The organism is Pseudomonadales bacterium, assembly GCA_024234165.1.
Taxonomy (GTDB): domain Bacteria; phylum Pseudomonadota; class Gammaproteobacteria; order Pseudomonadales; family UBA5518; genus UBA5518.
Map to the genome: position 1 here is coordinate 132972 of JACKOP010000001.1, position 17009 is coordinate 149980.

The 17009-nt window shown below is 62.2% G+C and carries 16 protein-coding genes; 15 read left to right on the forward strand and 1 reads right to left on the reverse strand.

Annotation, left to right across the window (positions count from 1 at the left end; all coding sequences use genetic code 11):
• The first annotated feature begins 302 nt into the window (after positions 1 to 302).
• The 6 genes from H7A12_00540 to H7A12_00565 all read left to right on the forward strand — a co-directional run bounded on the left by H7A12_00540 (position 303) and on the right by H7A12_00565 (position 5688).
• Positions 303 to 2054 (forward strand): DUF3604 domain-containing protein, encoded by a 1752-nt coding sequence (locus H7A12_00540; protein ID MCP5319316.1) that lies wholly within the window; start codon positions 303 to 305, stop codon positions 2052 to 2054.
• 109 nt (positions 2055 to 2163) lie between these two features.
• Positions 2164 to 2760, forward strand: coding sequence for a TetR/AcrR family transcriptional regulator (locus H7A12_00545; protein MCP5319317.1), 597 nt, complete (start codon positions 2164 to 2166; stop codon positions 2758 to 2760).
• Positions 2761 to 3212: 452 nt separating this feature from the next.
• On the forward strand, positions 3213 to 4211 hold the full coding sequence (locus H7A12_00550; protein ID MCP5319318.1) for a HupE/UreJ family protein: 999 nt from the start codon (positions 3213 to 3215) through the stop codon (positions 4209 to 4211).
• Positions 4208 to 4597 carry a VanZ family protein gene (gene vanZ / locus H7A12_00555; protein MCP5319319.1) on the forward strand — a complete coding sequence of 130 codons (390 nt, stop codon included), beginning with the start codon at positions 4208 to 4210 and terminating at the stop codon, positions 4595 to 4597. The genes H7A12_00550 and vanZ overlap by 4 nt, the downstream gene beginning before the upstream one ends.
• Positions 4483 to 5049 carry an NAD(P)H-dependent oxidoreductase gene (locus tag H7A12_00560; protein MCP5319320.1) on the forward strand — a complete coding sequence of 189 codons (567 nt, stop codon included), beginning with the start codon at positions 4483 to 4485 and terminating at the stop codon, positions 5047 to 5049. The genes vanZ and H7A12_00560 overlap by 115 nt, the downstream gene beginning before the upstream one ends.
• 30 nt (positions 5050 to 5079) lie before the next feature.
• A complete protein-coding gene (locus H7A12_00565) occupies positions 5080 to 5688 on the forward strand; it encodes a nucleotidyltransferase family protein (protein ID MCP5319321.1) in 609 nt (202 codons plus the stop codon).
• Positions 5689 to 5706: 18 nt separating this feature from the next.
• Here H7A12_00565 and H7A12_00570 read toward each other — a convergent pair whose 3' ends face one another.
• Complete coding sequence (locus H7A12_00570; protein ID MCP5319322.1) at positions 5707 to 6615, reverse strand: LysR family transcriptional regulator; 909 nt, start codon at positions 6613 to 6615, stop codon at positions 5707 to 5709.
• Positions 6616 to 6720: 105 nt separating this feature from the next.
• On the opposite strand from H7A12_00570, the gene leuC reads away from it, so the two are divergent.
• The 9 genes from leuC (at position 6721) to folC (ending at position 17007) form a co-directional block, all read left to right on the forward strand.
• Entirely contained in the window at positions 6721 to 8145 is a 1425-nt protein-coding gene (gene leuC / locus H7A12_00575; protein MCP5319323.1) for a 3-isopropylmalate dehydratase large subunit, read from the forward strand.
• A 14-nt stretch (positions 8146 to 8159) separates the two neighbouring features.
• A complete protein-coding gene (leuD, locus tag H7A12_00580) occupies positions 8160 to 8807 on the forward strand; it encodes a 3-isopropylmalate dehydratase small subunit (protein ID MCP5319324.1) in 648 nt (215 codons plus the stop codon).
• Between the two features lie 33 nt (positions 8808 to 8840).
• The gene (gene leuB, locus H7A12_00585) at positions 8841 to 9920 is read left to right on the forward strand and encodes a 3-isopropylmalate dehydrogenase (GenBank protein MCP5319325.1); all 1080 of its coding nucleotides are present in this window, start codon (positions 8841 to 8843) and stop codon (positions 9918 to 9920) included.
• A 30-nt stretch (positions 9921 to 9950) separates the two neighbouring features.
• Positions 9951 to 10973, forward strand: coding sequence for an aspartate-semialdehyde dehydrogenase (locus tag H7A12_00590; GenBank protein MCP5319326.1), 1023 nt, complete (start codon positions 9951 to 9953; stop codon positions 10971 to 10973).
• A gap of 81 nt (positions 10974 to 11054) precedes the next feature.
• Entirely contained in the window at positions 11055 to 13262 is a 2208-nt protein-coding gene (locus tag H7A12_00595; GenBank protein ID MCP5319327.1) for a FimV family protein, read from the forward strand.
• A gap of 4 nt (positions 13263 to 13266) precedes the next feature.
• Complete coding sequence (gene truA / locus H7A12_00600) at positions 13267 to 14076, forward strand: tRNA pseudouridine(38-40) synthase TruA (protein ID MCP5319328.1); 810 nt, start codon at positions 13267 to 13269, stop codon at positions 14074 to 14076.
• Positions 14077 to 14136: 60 nt separating this feature from the next.
• Positions 14137 to 14763 carry a phosphoribosylanthranilate isomerase gene (locus tag H7A12_00605; protein ID MCP5319329.1) on the forward strand — a complete coding sequence of 209 codons (627 nt, stop codon included), beginning with the start codon at positions 14137 to 14139 and terminating at the stop codon, positions 14761 to 14763.
• A 22-nt stretch (positions 14764 to 14785) separates the two neighbouring features.
• Positions 14786 to 15712: an acetyl-CoA carboxylase carboxyltransferase subunit beta gene (locus H7A12_00610; protein ID MCP5319330.1), complete on the forward strand. Its 927-nt coding sequence runs from the start codon at positions 14786 to 14788 to the stop codon at positions 15710 to 15712.
• Positions 15713 to 15738: 26 nt separating this feature from the next.
• On the forward strand, positions 15739 to 17007 hold the full coding sequence (folC, locus tag H7A12_00615; GenBank protein MCP5319331.1) for a bifunctional tetrahydrofolate synthase/dihydrofolate synthase: 1269 nt from the start codon (positions 15739 to 15741) through the stop codon (positions 17005 to 17007).
• The last annotated feature ends 2 nt before the right edge of the window (positions 17008 to 17009 follow it).

Consider the following 17009-nt stretch of genomic DNA (forward strand, 5'->3'; position numbering starts at 1 on the left):
TCGGGATAGGGTGACTGCCTTGTGTCTGAGTATCAAAAAGCGCAATAAAATAGTCTCTTGGGAGATCATCTGCGAAGTCGCATCGGCGCAGGTGCAGGCGAATGCAGTTCTACATGCTTTTGCGGATTCTACAGATTGGTTTTGGTGATGAATTACGTAAATGCCGATCCAGCTCAACCCACCCTAGGGAATAACGGATTTATTCGATGTTCGAGCAGTCCGTTCGGACATCGAATGAATCAGTTCTCCTTAACTATTTGTGATGAATTGAAAGAAAGGTTGTTCCTGGGCAGGGCGCGAATATGATTAAAAAAGACATGTATTATATTGCAATGATCGCTCTAAGTTTGCTGTCGTTTTTAGCTTGGGCAGACAAGGACGCTGTCGAGCGGCATTTGTATTATGGTGATTTGCACCTGCATACAAACGACTCTCTTGATTCGTTCATCTTAAATGGACCTACTCTGGAGCCTCGTGATGCCTATAGATTTGCACGCGGCGAGCGGGTGGATTACGGGGGGCGCTCTATTCAGCGAAATAGGGCACTTGATTTCATAGCAGTGACAGATCACTCTGAAAATTTGGGACTCTCATCCCAGCTCGCCGATTCTCAAAGCCAAGTGTTCAAAACGAACATAGGAAGGATATGGGCCGACAAGGGGCCATTTCAGTTTTGGGCCGCTATTGTTGAGCTTATTAGTGCGGGTAAAAGTGTTCCGGAGATCCCCCTCGAGCGTTTTTTGGCTGATGCATGGGAACAAGGAGTCAAGGCGGCCAATGAGGCCTATGTGCCCGGCAGATTCACAACTTTTATTGGTTTTGAATGGACTTCCTTTCCGGCAGGACAAAATCTTCACCGAAATATTATTTTTCGTGATGAAAAACCGCCGCAACCGTTCTCCTCTTATGAATCTCAACGCCCAGAAGATCTTTGGGCTTGGCTTGATGAGATTCGTCAGGATGGATATGAGGCGATTGCAATTCCTCATAATAGCAATGTCAGTAACGGACTGATGTATGACTGGCTGAACAGTGACGAGAAGCAGATCGACACGGCATACGCTGAAACACGTATTCGAAACGAGCCGTTGTCTGAAATCGTGCAAGGCAAAGGCCAGTCAGAGACCCATCCTTCATTATCACACGGTGATCAATTCGCTGATTTTGAGATATTCCCCCATCTACTAGCAAGTAATATTGTTGGGAAGGTGAGCGGAAGTTATATTCGTGAAGCGTGGGGACGGGGTTTGGTGCTGGCCGAACGTATTGGAATTAACCCATACCAGTTTGGGGTGGTGGGTGGGACAGACTTCCACAACGGGGTGAGTACAGAAGCGGAGGACGCTTACAGTGGTGATATGATCGGCACTGATCCTAATGCTGAAGGTTTCACTATGGAACAGGTTATCCAGCGCCTGCAACCGGGAAATAGGAGTTCTGGGGGAGTCGAGCGTCTTGAGACGGCCGGTGGCGCAATAACAGGTGCTTGGGCAGAGGAAAATACGCGGTCATCAATCTATGCTGCGTTGCGGCGGAGAGAAACTTTTGCTACATCAGGGCCACGGATCCAAGTGCGTTTTTTCGCGGGTTGGTCGTTTTCGAGTGATATCTTAGAGCGACAGCAATGGGTAGGCGAAGCGTATCGTGATGGAATTCCGATGGGTGGCGAGCTTCGAGCGGTACCTTCTGATCACGTTGTGAGCCCAGAGTTTCTGGTATGGGCAGCTAAGGAGTCTGACGGTACGCAATTGGATCGAATACAAATTGTGAAAGTATGGATTAAAAACGGTGAGCCAAAAGAGAAGGTCTTTGATGTGAGGGTCAGCTTGCCCAGCAGTAACGGCGCCGCCGAACTCGTAGCTCTTTGGCATGATCCGGAATTTCAATCTCGACATGCAGCACTCTACTATGCCCGTGTGATAGAGGTCCCCACGTTGCGTTGGTCGGCGCGACTCGCTCAGCGACACAATGTTCCTCAGCCTCCAGGTGTTCCGACATACATTCAGGAGAGAGCTTGGACGTCTCCTATTTGGTATACACCGCAGCTCCAATGACTGATGGTCCGAAAAAAACCAGGCAGGTCACTGAAATGGGATGGCTAAACGTATCCGAATGCATGCAACGAATCGAATGCCTGACATCGAGAATCGGAGAGATTGCATGGTGTCAACAGAACAGAGAACTAACCGCAGGGAACTGATCATTGAAGCTGCGGCAGCAATCATTGCTGAAGGCGGATTAGAGAGGGTTACCTTTCGGGAAATTGCCAGCAAGTGCGGGATATCTAAAGGTGTGGTTGAACATCATTTTGCTGATAAAGCGGATATTCTTAGGAAAACCTTGGAGTGGGTCAACCGACGTGGATTCGAGAAGGAGGCGCGTCTTACGCGAAGGGTAAGTGGGTTAGCTGCTGTGCGTAATCGGTTACGGTGCATCCTCCCATTAAACACAGAATCAAATAAGGAATGGAAGATCCGACTCCATTTTTGGAGCATGGCATTGGCAAATGCAGACGATCAAATCGGCATGGAAGTTCGATTGGCAGGGGCGCGTGAACGATTTGCTCGGGATGTGCGCGAGGCCGCTGAGTTGGGGGAAATCTCGCCAAATACCGATCCAATTGCTGCGGCAAATATGATTTTGCATATCATTGCTGGGGTTGCATGCAACATGCTAATTGACCCGTCATACTATAATCGGGGGTATCGAATGTCGCTAATAGATAAAATCGTGACGAGCCTTAGAGATGGATGCATCTGATATTCCTGTCGAGGCCAAGGAAGGGCTATGGGTTGGTTGTGTGGTGAAAAAAGTAGACGAGCTCATGGCTTCATGGCTTTAGGAGACAGGAATCAAGAATGTGTTGGAGGGGTTCTTTTTGAGCTGGGGATTGGTGACCGGATGGTATGTTGAGGAAAAGCAGTGTCGGGATTTCGTAGTTGGTGGCTCTTGGAAAAGGTGGGGAGGCCGGATGCGCACTTCTGTGAAGTGTGGCAGGTGGGGTGATATGGCTATCAGAAGGGTGGTAAATCTGTCGTCGTTATATCACTTTAATGTTTTTTGTGATTTGATTTGATGAGCTGTGATGAATCGAGCGCTATGGCGTTTGTTAGGTGAAAACTGATTTATTCGATGTCCGAGCAGTCCGATCGGGCGCCAGTTCTATCGAACCGTACTATCCGAAGAGCGGAGAGCGCGGGAGTGCAGTCCTGATGTGGAGCTGGCGTGCGTTCTTCGTTGTGGCTCTGCTCGCAGCAATGCATGCCCCTGCCTGGGCGCACAAGCTCGCACCGTCGCTGCTTTCGCTGGTGGAACAGGCGGATGGTCGTTACGTCGTGAGCTGGAAGACACCGCGTCTTGCGTCCACGCCGGTGCTGATCGAGCCTGTACTGCCGCACGGTTGCCGGGACCTTGGTGAGCGGTCGTCGGGCTACGAAGGGACCGGTGTACGTGTGGACTGGAGCGTGCACTGCGATGCGCCGCTGTATGGTCAGGTGTTGCGCGTGAAAGGCCTGGCCGAAAATCAATCGGCGGCGCTGGTGCGCATCGAGTGGCGCGACGGAGCGCTCACGCAGGGGATGCTGAACGCCAGCGAACCGGCACTGCGGGTGGCCGAGCGGATGACGCAGCTCGAGGTCGCCGTGAGCTACGTGAAGATGGGGGTCGAGCATATCCTCGGTGGTATCGATCACCTGCTGTTCGTGCTCGGCCTGCTGTTGCTGGTCGACGGCTGGAAGCGGCTGTTGTGGACGATCACCGCATTCACGGTCGGACACAGCATCACGCTCGCACTCGCCGCGCTGGGCTTTCTGGACTACCCGGTGGCGCTGGTGGAGTTTGCCATCGCCTTCAGCATCTTCGTGGTTGCGGTCGAACTGACGCGCGAAGCCAGCGACCGCCACTGGCTGCGCAGGCGGCCGTGGCTGGCCGCTGGCGGCTTCGGGCTGCTGCACGGCATGGGCTTCGCCGGTGCGCTGCTGGAGGTGGGGTTGCCGGAACATGACATTCCGCTCGCGCTGTTCACGTTCAATGTCGGGATAGAACTGGGACAACTGATGTTCGTTGCGATGGTGCTGATGGCACACGCTGCCTGGGCACGGCTGGCACTGCCGCGCTGGCAGTGGTTGCGCTGGGTACCGGTGTATCTGATCGGCTGCGCATCGGCCTACTGGTGTTTCGAACGCGGTGCTGCGGTGCTGGTCGGCGCATGAACTTCCTTGTAAGCATCCATCAGAGGTGGGCTGAACGTGGCGCGCGACTTGCTGTCGGCATTGCGCTGCCGCTGGCGTTTGTGATCGCGATGCTGCCCGACACACCGGGGCCGGAATTCAGCCAGGGTGACAAGCTGGTGCACGCGCTCGTGTTCTTGCTGCTGACGCTGCTCGCGCGCATCGGCTGGCCCACGCGAATGGCCTGGTGGGAGTGGCCGCTGATCCTGCTTGGCTACGGTGTCGCGATCGAGCTGGCGCAAGCCATGCTGCCATGGCGGGAGGCGTCCCTCCTGGATTGGCTGACCGACGGGGCAGGCGTGCTGGTCGCAAAGGCGGTCATTGGCTGGCAGGACCGCACCGGCGGTGCGTTGGTGCACAGACCGTGAAGAAGCTGCTGATCGTCTATCACTCGCAGAGCGGCAGCACGGAGCGTCTGGCACGCAGTGCAGCGGCGGGGGCACGCAGCGAGGAGGGTGTCGAGGTGCGCCTGCTGCGTGCTCCCGAAGCCGGTGCGGCCGATCTCGCATGGTGCGATGCGCTGTTGCTCGCGACGCCGGAGAACTTCGGTTACGCCTCCGGCGCAATGAAGGAGTTCCTCGACCGTACCTTCTATGCGGCAAGTGCCCGCGAGCTGAACCGGGCATATGCCCTGCTGATCAGTGCCGGCAACGATGGCAGCGGTGCCGTGCGACAACTGCAGCGCATCCTGCGTGGCTATCCATTGCGTGAAGTCGCGCAGGCACTGATCGTCATTGGCGAGCCCGGTGCCGAGGATCTCGAGCAGGCACACGAAACCGGGCAGGCGCTGGCAGCAGGGCTGCAGCTCGGGATCTTCTGAAACCTTGAACAGGCGCGGACTCAGCGAAAAGTGAAGGCTTCATTTCGTGTCGGAGGCATTCTGCTGGCTGCGGGAGCAGGGCGACGTTTCGGCAACGACAAGCGCCGTGCACGCCTGCACGACGGGACCACGCTGCTGCAGCGTTCGCTCGACCGGTTCGCTGCCGTGTGCGACACGACGCTGCTGGTGCTCGGTCCGCGCGAGGATGCGCAGGCACTCGGTCTGCACCCGCCGCCCGGGGTTACCGTGATGAACGCCCCGCGGAGCGCCGGTGGCATGGGCTTCTCGCTGGCCGATGCGATCGGCTGCGCCGAGGCGCAGGCCTGGGATGCCTGCCTGGTCAGCCTGGGCGACAAGCCGTTCATCTCCGAGCGCACGCTGCACACGGTCCGTGAGTTGCTGGCACGTCACGATTTCGTGGTCCCCACGCACGGTGGAGCGCACGGCCATCCGGTCGGGTTTGCGCGCAGGTACTTCGCAATGCTCGCGCGGCTCGAGGGAGACGCCGGAGCGCGCGGGCTGATCCGCGAGCACGGCGGTGAGGCCTGTTTCGTCGAGCTCGACGATGCCGGGATGCTGGCCGATGTGGATACACCGGAGCAGCTCGACCGTCTGCAGCGGCAATTCGCCGACGGCTGATCACTCCGGCAGACCCGGTCAGTCGACGCCCGCCGCAGGTTCCGCAGTGACGCCAGCGGCTTCCTGCACCAGCAGATCGATCATCGCGTGTGCCGCGCTCGACAGCGTGCGCTCGCGATGCACCACATAGCCGAGACGCCGCTGCAAACGTGTACCGGGCAGCTCCAGCGCCACCAGTTCCGCAGTGCGCATGCTGTCGGGCAGCACGGTCCAGCCCAGCCCGATCGTCGTGAGCATGCGCAGTGTCTCGAGGTAGTTGGTCGACATGCTGGCTTCGAGCCGTATGCCGCTGGCGGTGAACAGCTCCTGCAGGATCTGTCCGGTGTAAGTGCCGGTACCCGGCAGCACGGCCGGATGATTCGCGAGTTCCGCGATGCTGGTGCGTCGGCGAGCCGCCAGCGGGTGATCGCGAGCGACCATCACCGACAGCGGATCGGACCAGATCATGCGCGACTCCAGACGCTCCGAGGCTTCGACGGGCGCCAGCGTGATCACGGCCAGTTCGTGCTCGCCGTGAGCGACGGCGTCGTGGGCCTTTTCCGAATCCATGAATTCGATCGCGAGCCGCACCAGCGGGTAGCGACGCACGAAGGCGCGCAGCACCGGCGGCAGCCGGTGCAGGCCGATGTGATGGCTGGTCGCGAGCGTGAGCGGTCCGCTGACGGTTCCCGACAGATCACGGATCGCCCGTTCGGTGTCCTCGATCTCGTGGACGATGCGCTGCGCGCGCGGCAACAGGCGTCGCCCACCTTCGGTCAGCGATACGTGACGGCCGATGCGATCGAAGAGTCGTACGCCGAGGCGTGTCTCGAGCAGCGCAATCCGCTTGCTGATCGCCGGTTGGGTGAGGTGAAGGCGCTCGGCAGCCAGCGAAAACGACTCGCTCGCAGCAACTGCAAGGAAGGCACGCAACAGTTCGGTGTCCATCGAATGACAATATGGAATCCAATACATGAAAACAATGAATTTGTGTTATTGAAGGCCGTGTTCATACAATAAACCCGTCAACAGGACCACGCGGAAGAACCATCCATGGCCGGACGCACGCTCTACGACAAATTGTGGCAAAGCCACCTCGTGAAGCAACGCGAGGACGGCACTGCGCTTCTGTATATCGATCGCCATCTGATCCACGAAGTCACTTCGCCGCAGGCCTTCGAAGGGCTGGTGCTCGCAGGGCGCCGTCCGTGGCGCACCGGAGCCAACCTGGCGGTGCCCGACCACAACGTCTCGACCGACCCGGTCGAGCGCAAGGGTGGCTACGCTGCAATGAAGGACCAGGTGTCACGCATCCAGTTGCAGACACTCGACGACAACTGCGAACGCTTCGGTATCAGGGAGATTCCGCTCGCCGACCGTCGCCAGGGAATCGTGCACGTGGTGGGACCGGAGACCGGAGCGGTACTGCCGGGAATGACCGTGGTGTGCGGCGATTCGCATACATCGACGCACGGCGCCTTCGGCTGTCTTGCGCACGGCATCGGCACCAGCGAAGTCGAACACGTACTGGCGACGCAATGCCTGGTCACGCGCAAGATGAAGAACATGTTGGTGCGCATCGACGGGCAACTCGGCCCCGGTGTCACGGCGAAGGATCTGGTACTTGCCGTGATCGGACGTATCGGTACTGCTGGCGGAACCGGTCATGCGCTCGAGTTCGGCGGCGAGGCGGTGCGCGCATTGTCGATGGAAGGGCGGATGACGATCTGCAACATGGCGATAGAGGCCGGTGCGCGGGTGGGTCTGGTCGGCGTCGACGAGACCACCATCGAATACGTGCGCGGGCGCGAACTCGCACCGCAGGGAGAGATGTTCGAGCGAGCGGCTGCCGCCTGGCGCGAACTGGTGAGCGATCCAGACGCTGTGTTCGAGCGCATCGTGGAGCTGCGCGCCGAAGAAATCGAGCCCCAGGTGTCGTGGGGCACGTCTCCCGAGATGGTCGCACCGGTGTCTGGCCAGGTCCCGGATCCGGCGATGATCGATGATCCCGGCAAGCGGGCGGGAGTCGAACGCGCGCTCGAATACATGGGGCTGGCGCCAGGCATCCGCATCGACGAGATCCGGCTCGACCGGGTGTTCATCGGCTCCTGCACCAATGCGCGCATCGAGGATCTGCGCGCTGCGGCTGCGGTGGTGCAGGGGAGGCGCAAGGCCGACAACATCAAGCAGGCGATGGTCGTGCCAGGCTCCGGGCAGGTCAAGGCGCAGGCCGAGGCCGAAGGTCTCGATCGGGTGTTTCTCGAGGCGGGATTCGAGTGGCGCGAGCCGGGGTGTTCGATGTGCCTGGCGATGAACGCAGACAAGCTGCTTCCGGGCGAACATTGCGCATCGACCTCGAACCGTAATTTCGAGGGACGTCAGGGGCATGGTGGGCGCACCCACCTGGTGAGTCCGGCAATGGCGGCAGCGGCTGCCGTCGCGGGCCATTTCGTCGACGTGCGCCGGATGGCGAGCTGATCAGGAGGTTCATGATGCGTGCATTTACCGTCCACACCGGGATCGTCGCGCCGCTCGATCGCGCCAACGTCGATACCGACCTGATCATTCCGAAGCAGTTCCTGAAGTCGATCCGTCGCAGCGGCTTCGGCCCGAACCTGTTCGACGGGCTGCGCTACCTCGACGAAGGGGTGCCCGATGGCGACTGCAGCCAGCGACCGTTGAATCCGGACTTTGTGTTGAACCGGCCACGCTACAGCGCAGCGAGTGTATTGCTGACACGGCAGAACTTCGGTTGCGGTTCGAGTCGCGAACACGCGCCCTGGGCGCTCGCCGATTACGGGTTCCGGGTAGTCATCGCGCCGAGTTTCGCGGATATTTTCTTCAATAATTGCTTTCAGAATGGTTTGTTACCCATTGTTTTAAAATATGAAGTAATAGACAGGCTTTTCTGTGAGGTGGCAGAGCAGGAAGGGTATGCGGTAACCGTCGACCTGCCGCAGCAGGAGGTGCGCACACCGGGCGGAGAGCGGCTCGGCTTCGAGATCGGCGCCTTTCGCAAGTACTGCCTGCTGAACGGGCTCGACGATATCGGACTCACATTGCAGGAAACCGATGCGATCCGTGCGTTCGAGCGACGCCACCGGGAACAGGCGCCGTGGCTGTGTGATGCTCGGGTTTGAATTCAAGATATCAACTCATGAAACACGTTTAACATGATGAATATTCTCGTTTTACCTGGTGATGGAATCGGCCCCGAAGTCACCACGGAAGCCGTACGTGTGTTGCGCGTTGCGGACCAGCGCTTTGGCCTCGACGTAGAGTTGCAGACCGGGCTCATCGGTGGTGCGGCGATCGACGCGCACGGCACGCCGCTGCCGGATGAGACGCTGGCCGTGGCGCGCGCAGCCGATGCGATCCTGCTCGGCGCGGTTGGCGGACCGCGCTGGGACAAGCTCGAGCGTGCGCTGCGCCCCGAAAAGGGGTTGCTCGGAATCCGTTCGGGGCTTGGGCTGTTTGCGAACCTGCGCCCGGCGATCCTCTATCCGCAGCTTGCGGCAGCGTCGGCGCTGAAGGCAGAAGTCGTGGCAGGGCTGGACATCCTGATCGTGCGCGAACTGACCGGTGGAATCTATTTCGGCGAACCGCGCGGGATCCGTACGCTGCCGAACGGCGAGCGGCAGGGATTCAACACCGATGTGTACAGCGAGTCCGAGATCCGCCGGATCGGACGCCTGGCCTTCGAACTGGCGCGCAAGCGCGGCCATCGCGTGTGCTCGGTGGACAAGGCGAACGTGCTCGAGGTCACGGTGCTGTGGCGTGAGGTGATGGAGCAGCTCGCTCCCGAGTTTCCCGACGTGGAGCTGTCGCACATGTACGTCGACAACGCGGCGATGCAACTGGTGCGTGCACCGCGGCAGTTCGACGTGATCGCGACCGGCAATCTGTTCGGCGACATCCTGTCCGATGCGGCCGCGATGCTGACCGGCTCGATCGGCATGCTGCCGTCGGCGTCGCTGGATGCCAGCGGGAAGGGGATGTACGAACCGGTGCACGGCTCGGCGCCGGATATCGCCGGCCAGCGCAAGGCGAACCCGTTGGCTGCGGTGCTGTCGGTCGCGATGATGCTGCGCTACACCTTCGCTCACGCCGCGGCGGCGGATGCGATCGAGAAGGCGGTCGGGCGAGTGCTCGACGCGGGGTTGCGCACGGGCGACATCATGTCGCCGGGGTGCCGGCAGGTGGATACGGTGGAGATGGGCGATGCGCTGTGCGCAGCGTTGCTCCAGGACTGATCGGGAACTTCCAGGGGGAGGGTAGTAGCGATGGCCAGGACTTTTGATGTGGCGGTTGTGGGGGCGACGGGCGCGGTCGGCGAGTGCATGCTTGAGATTCTTGCAGCGCGCAGGTTCCCGATCGGCAAGGTGTATGCGCTCGCGAGCGAGCGCTCGATCGGGCGCACCGTGAAGTTCGGGCGCCAGGAACTCGAAGTCGAGAACCTGGCCGATTTCGACTTCGCCAAGGTCCAGATCGGGCTGTTTTCGCCCGGAGCCAGCGTGTCGGCGATCTACGCACCAAAGGCGGGCAAGGCGGGCTGCGTGGTGATCGACAATACCTCGCAGTTCCGGTACGACGACGACATTCCGCTGGTCATACCGGAGGTGAACGAGCACGCGATCGCGCAGTATCGCAATCGCAACATCATCGCGAATCCGAACTGCAGCACCATCCAGATGCTGGTGGCACTGAAGCCGATCTACGACGCGGTGGGCATCGAGCGCATCAACGTCGCCACGTACCAGGCGGTCTCCGGTACCGGCAAGGAGGCGATCGAGGAACTGGCGACGCAGACGGCAAACCTGCTGAACGGACGCCCGGTGGAGCCGAAGGTCTACCCGAAGCAGATCGCGTTCAACGTGCTGCCGCACATCGATTCCTTCCAGGACAACGGATATACGAAGGAAGAAATGAAGATGGTCTGGGAGACGCGCAAGATCATGGGTGACGATTCGATCCAGGTGAATCCCACCTGTGTGCGGGTTCCGGTGTTCTACGGGCACTCCGAGGCCGTGCACATCGAGACGCGTGACAAGATCAGCGCCGTCGAGGCGCAACGTCTGCTGGCGTCGGCTCCCGGCGTGGTGCTGCTCGACGAACGCAAGCCGGGGGGATACCCGACTCCGGTGGGGGACGCGAGTGGACAGGATCCGGTCTATGTGGGGCGGGTGCGCGAGGATATTTCGCATCCGCGTGGACTGGACCTGTGGGTGGTATCCGACAACCTGCGCAAAGGGGCGGCACTCAACAGCATCCAGATCGCGGAATCCTTGATAGAACGCTGTTTGTGACCAATACTCGAAGCCGCTATCGGCTTTTGGGGGAGTCACGCGCCGGCAGCACTCCCGGAGCGTTCGGATAAAGGATCCTCGATGATAAGGAAGCAGGCAGCATCCGCCATTTTCGCGGCCATCGCGTTGCAGGCGTCGTTTGCGCACGGGCTGGGGCTCGGCGACATCACGTTGCGCTCCGCGCTCGATCAGCCACTCGATGCCCGTATCCGCTTGCGCGCCGTCGGGGATCTGAGTCCGGCGCAGATCTTCGTGCACCTCGGCTCCGACAAGGATTTCGACCAGGCCGGTGTCGACCGCGTGCAGTTCCTCTCCGAGCTGCGCTTCGAGGTCAGCATCGACGGCAACGGCGACGGGGTGGTGCATGTGACCAGCGATCGCCCCGTGCGCGAACCCTATCTCGACTTCATCGTGGAGGCACGCTGGCCGACCGGTCGCGTACTGCGCGAATACACGGTGCTGCTGGATCTGCCGATATACACGGATTCGGCCGCTGCTGCGGTGACACCACCGGCGCGTGACGACGGCAGGGTCGAGCGCGGTGACGATGGCGGACTGGCGCCCGGGCAAGGCGAGTATCGCGTACGCTCCGGTGACACGCTGTGGCGGATCGCCACGCGTTCGCGCCCGGCCGGAGTGACGGTGCAGCAGATGGTGAATGCGATTCATCGCGACAACCCCCGGGCATTCATCGGCGGGGACGTGAACCGCATGCTGGCCGGAGTGGTGCTGCGCCTGCCGCAAGGCAGCGATGTGGGTACCCTGTCGGCAGCGGGCGCAACGCAGCCTGCCGCACCCGTGGCGAAGCCGGTCGAGGCAGCACCTGCCCAGTCAACCGCCCCGGCCGAGCCTGCCGCGACCGAAGCCCCCGCGACGGAGCCTGCTGACGAAGGTTACCTCGAGATCGCCGGCGACACGGTGGCACCTGCGACGAAACAGGCCGCCGGTGGCGAAAGCGGCGCACCGGGACCGAACTCGGACGCTGCGGCTGGAGGTGAACTCAGCGCGGTGCATGAAAGCCTGCTCGCAGCAGAGCGTACCAACGAGGAACTGCAGAATCGCGTCCAGGCACTGGAAGCCCAGGTTGCCGATTTCCAGAAGCTCGCCGAACTGGAGAAGGACAAGGACAAGGACAAGGAGAAAGTGGCTCCTCCCGCAGCGGCCGAGTCGCCCGGGCTGTTCGACCGGATTTTCAGCAGCACGGCAGCGCTGCTGCTGTTGGCAGTGGCGGTGCTTGCAGCAACGGTGGCCTTCCTGTTCCGACGCCGGCGCAAGGTGCATGAATTCGTACCGGTTGCGTTTGATGAACCCCGCAAGGTCGATGACCGCCCGGCAAGCATCACACCGGCTGCCGTCGTGCCGGCAGCGACGACTCTGCCGGTGGCGTCAGCGGCTCCGACTGCAGCTCCGATCGTGGTTCCGGCGGTTACCGAGGCAGCCGAGGCACCGGACCCGATAGGCGAGGCCGATATCTACCTCGCGTACGGGCGCCAGGACCGCGCCGAGGAAATTCTGCGCGATGCGCTGCGCGGGCACGTCGATCTGCCCGATGTGCGACTGAAGCTGATGGAGATCCTCGCCTCGCGTGGTGACGAGAGCGAATTCCTGCGCCACTACGGCGCGCTCGATGGTAACGCCAAGGCGCACCACGCCGCTCATTCGATTCTGGAGCAGCATGGTCTGCAGCACTGGGTGGCAGCAGTGGAACCGACCTTGGCGTCGGTCGCGGTCGAGCCGGTGCTGAATCGCGAGCAACCATTGAAGATCGATCTGGCAGCGGAGTTGCAGCAGGTTGCGGACACCCTCGGTGGAACCTCAGCGGAACGCGGCACGAGCGAACGTTCATCCCTGCTGCAGAAGACCGAACAGGTGATCGCACGCGCAGCGGCAGAACTCGACGCTGCCCCCGCGACACTCGATACGACGGTATCTGGCGAACACGATTTTGGTGAATTCGATCTGTCGCTGGATTTCGATGAGGCGACGCACGAGGGTGGCACGGCGAGCGGTGAGTTGCCGGAGTTCGATCTGCCCCTCGGCGACCTGGAACTCGGTGGCACGGACAGTGCGCCGCCGGCAGCCACTGTCGCGCCCCGGATCGATGAAGACCTGGGCTTGCTCGCGGGCAGTGACGAGGTCACCACGAAGCTCGACCTGGCACGGGCCTACATGGACATGGGTGATCTTGAAGGAGCACGCGACATCCTCGACGAGGTCGAGAGCGAGGGGACCGCAAGCCAGCGCGAGGAGGCGACAGCACTGCTCGCGCGCATCCGCAGCAATTCCTGATGTGATGGCACGCCTGGCGCAGCCACAGCGCATCGCGCTCGGTGTCGAATACCACGGTGGCAGCTTCGCGGGTTGGCAGGCGCAACGCATACCCGGACTGCTGACCGTTCAGGAAACACTGGAGTCCGCGCTGGGACGAGTGGCGGCACACCCGGTGACCACCGTGTGCGCAGGGCGCACCGACGCCGGAGTCCACGCCAGCGGCCAGGTGGTGCACTTCGATACCGACGCAGCGCGCCCGCTGCGTGCCTGGGTACTCGGTGCCAACGCACTGCTGCCACGCAGCGTCAGCGTGCAATGGACGAGAACCGTTGCATCAACGTTTCACGCGCGCTTCTCGGCCGAGTACCGTCGCTATCGCTACCTCATTCTCGGCCGTGCGCAGCGCCCGGCACTGCTCGCCGGGGCTGTGTGCCACGAGCGGCGGACACTCGATGCCGATCGCATGCACGAGGCGGCGCAGTGCCTGCTTGGAGAACGCGACTTCAGCTCGTTCCGTGGTGCGGGCTGCCAGTCGCGTACGCCGATGCGACGCATCGAGCGGATCAGCGTCGAACGCGTGGCTGACCTGGTCACGGTCGATGTCACGGCAAATGCCTTTCTGCTGCATATGGTGCGCAACATCGCCGGCTCGCTGCTTGCAATCGGACGCGGCGATCGCCCCGTGGACTGGCTGGCAGAGGTACTGGCCGCACGCGATCGCAGGCGTGCAGGGGCCACGGCGCCGGCGCAGGGGCTCTATCTGGTCGATGTCGGCTATGCCTCACACTGGGGTCTGCCAGTATCCGTGCAGCCGCCACTGCTGGTGTGCTGAGCCGGCAACTTCGCTTCTGCTAGAATCCGCTCCCCAGTACCATGCCGGAACTGAACAGCGGTGCGAATCCGGGTCAAGATCTGCGGTATAACCCGTGAGCAGGATGCCTTGCTCGCCGCCGAGGCGGGTGCCGATGCGATCGGCTTCGTGCACTGGACCCGCAGTCCGCGAGCGGTCGACGTGCAACGCGCGCGCAGCATCCAGGCGCAATTGCCGCCGTTCGTGAGCACTGTTGCGCTGTTCGTCGATCCGAGTGCCGATGCGGTATGGCAAGTGATCGAAGCCACACGACCCGACCTGCTGCAGTTCCATGGCAACGAGGAGCCTTCGTTCTGCGGTGCATTCGGGGTTCCGTACATCAAGGCACTGAAGGTCACCGATCGTGCGCCCGACGCAACGGCACTGGGCTATCATGCGCAGGCGCGCGGGTTGCTGCTCGACAGCCACGACCCGGTGGCTGTCGGCGGAACGGGACGGGCGTTCGACTGGTCGCTGGCCCCGCACGCAACGATGCGCCCGATCGTACTGGCCGGAGGGCTGAACGCTGCCAACGTCGGGCGTGCGATTGCGATCGTGCGGCCGTGGGCGGTGGATGTGAGCAGTGGCGTCGAGTCGGCGCCGGGAATCAAGGACGAGGCGCGGTTGCGCGCCTTCATGCAGGCGGTGACATCCGCCAGTGCAGACTGATCGACACTACAGGAACCCGACGATGAGCTGGCTCGACAAGATTGTTCCGGCGATGGTTCGCCGCGGTGAACCGGACCGCAAGAGCAGCGTGCCGGAGGGGCTGTGGCACAAGTGCATCAAGTGCGAGGCGGTGCTGTATCGCCCGGAACTCGAGCGCAACCTCGACGTCTGCCCCAAGTGTGACCACCACATGCGCATCGGTGCACGGCGGCGGCTCGATACTTTCCTCGACGTCGATGGCCGCAGCGAGCTGTTCAGTGATGTCGAGCCGGTCGACCGGTTGAAGTTCCGTGACCTGAAGAAGTATCGCGACCGGCTCACGCAGGCGCAGAAGGCGACTGGCGAACGTGATGCGCTGATCGCGATGCGCGGGCGGGTTGCGGGTATGGCGGTTCATGCGCTGGCATTCGAGTTCAACTTCCACGGCGGATCGATGGGTTACGCGGTGGGCGAAAAATTCACGCGCACAGCCCAGGCTTCGCTGGAACAGCATGTTCCGCTGGTGTGCTTTTCGGCGAGCGGTGGCGCGCGGATGCAGGAAGCGCTGATCTCGCTGATGCAGATGGCCAAGACCAGCGCGGTGCTGCAGCGATTGAAGGAGGCGAGCGTCCCCTACGTGTCAGTGCTCACGGATCCGATCTACGGCGGGGTGTCGGCCAGTCTCGCGATCCTCGGTGACATCAACATTGCCGAACCGCATGCTCGCGCGGGTTTTGCAGGGCCGAACATCATCGAACAGACGATCCGCCAGAAGTTGCCGCGCGGTTTCCAGCGCAGCGAGTTCCTGCTCGAGCATGGTGCGATCGACATGATCGTGCATCGCAGCGAGCTGCGAGCGCGCATCGCCTCGCTGCTGGCGAAGCTCGGTGGGCTGCCGGCACCGGCGACGGACCCGGCACCCGAACCTGTATCGGTGCCTGCAGCACCACCACCACCGGAGGGCGGCTGAACGCCATCGTCGCAGAGCGGGTGGGAGTGGTGCAGTCGCTGACCGAGTGGTTGGCGCGAATCGAGCGTGCGCATCCGGCGAACATTGCACTCGGACTCGAACGGGTCGCGGCGGTTGCGCGGCGGATGGGGTTGGAGCACGGCGAAGTCACCGTGATCACGGTGGGCGGCACGAACGGCAAGGGTTCGTGTGTCGCGGTCCTGGAACGCCTGCTGCTTGCGCGGGGAGTGCGTGTCGGTGCGTACACCTCGCCACACCTGGTGCGCTACAACGAGCGGGTGCGGGTCGACGGACGCGAGGTCAGCGACCAGGCACTGTGTGCGGCGTTTGGAGCGGTCGAGGCAGCGCGTGGAGCCACACCGCTGACGTTCTTCGAGTTCGGAACGTTGGCGGCACTGGAAATCTTCCGGCGCGAGCGCTGTGAGTGGCTGCTGCTCGAGGTGGGACTCGGCGGACGACTGGACGCGGTGAACATCGTCGATCCGGACGTGGCCGTGGTGACCTCGATCGCGGTGGATCATACCGACTGGCTGGGCGCGGACAGGCGCTCGATCGCACTCGAGAAGGCCGGCATTTTCCGTCCTGCTCGCCCGGTGGTGTGCGGTGATCGTGATCCACCGTCGACGTTGCCGGCGAGCGCCAGCGTGCTGGGTGCACCGTGGTACGCGCTCGGCGTCGATTTCGATGCACGCGAGCAGGACGGGCGCTGGTGCTGGCAGGGATGTACGGCGGACGGGATGCGGATACGGCGCGAGGTGACGCCGCCACCGGCACTGCTGGGTGACAACGTCGCGTGTGCGTTGCAGGCGTTGGCGTTGGTCGATGCGCTGCCGGACGCTGCGCTGGTGCAGGTGACCTTGCCGCAAATCACCCTGGCGGGGCGCTTGCAACGCCGTCGCCTCGGCAAGGGCGAGTGCGTGCTCGACGTGGCGCACAACCCGGCCGGTGTCGCCTGCCTCGTGCGCCGGCTCGCCGACGCCCCGGCTCGCGGATGCACGCGGATCCTGTTCGGGGCAATGCGCGACAAGGACGCTGGTGCGATGCTCGCGACACTGGCGCCACTGGCCGATGCGTGGGTCTTCCCGGCATTGTCCGAGCCGCGCGCGCTGACGGCGGCCGAGGTGCTGGCCGCGCTCGGTGCTGCACAACGAAGCAGGCCGGTCGAATGCGTGCCCGGCATCGCCCACGCCCTGGTCCGGGCCGAGCGGACGATGGTCCCCGGAGACCGGCTGGTGGTATGCGGTTCGTTCCACCTGGTGGGACCCGCACTCGAATGGTTGGATGCGCACGCGTAACG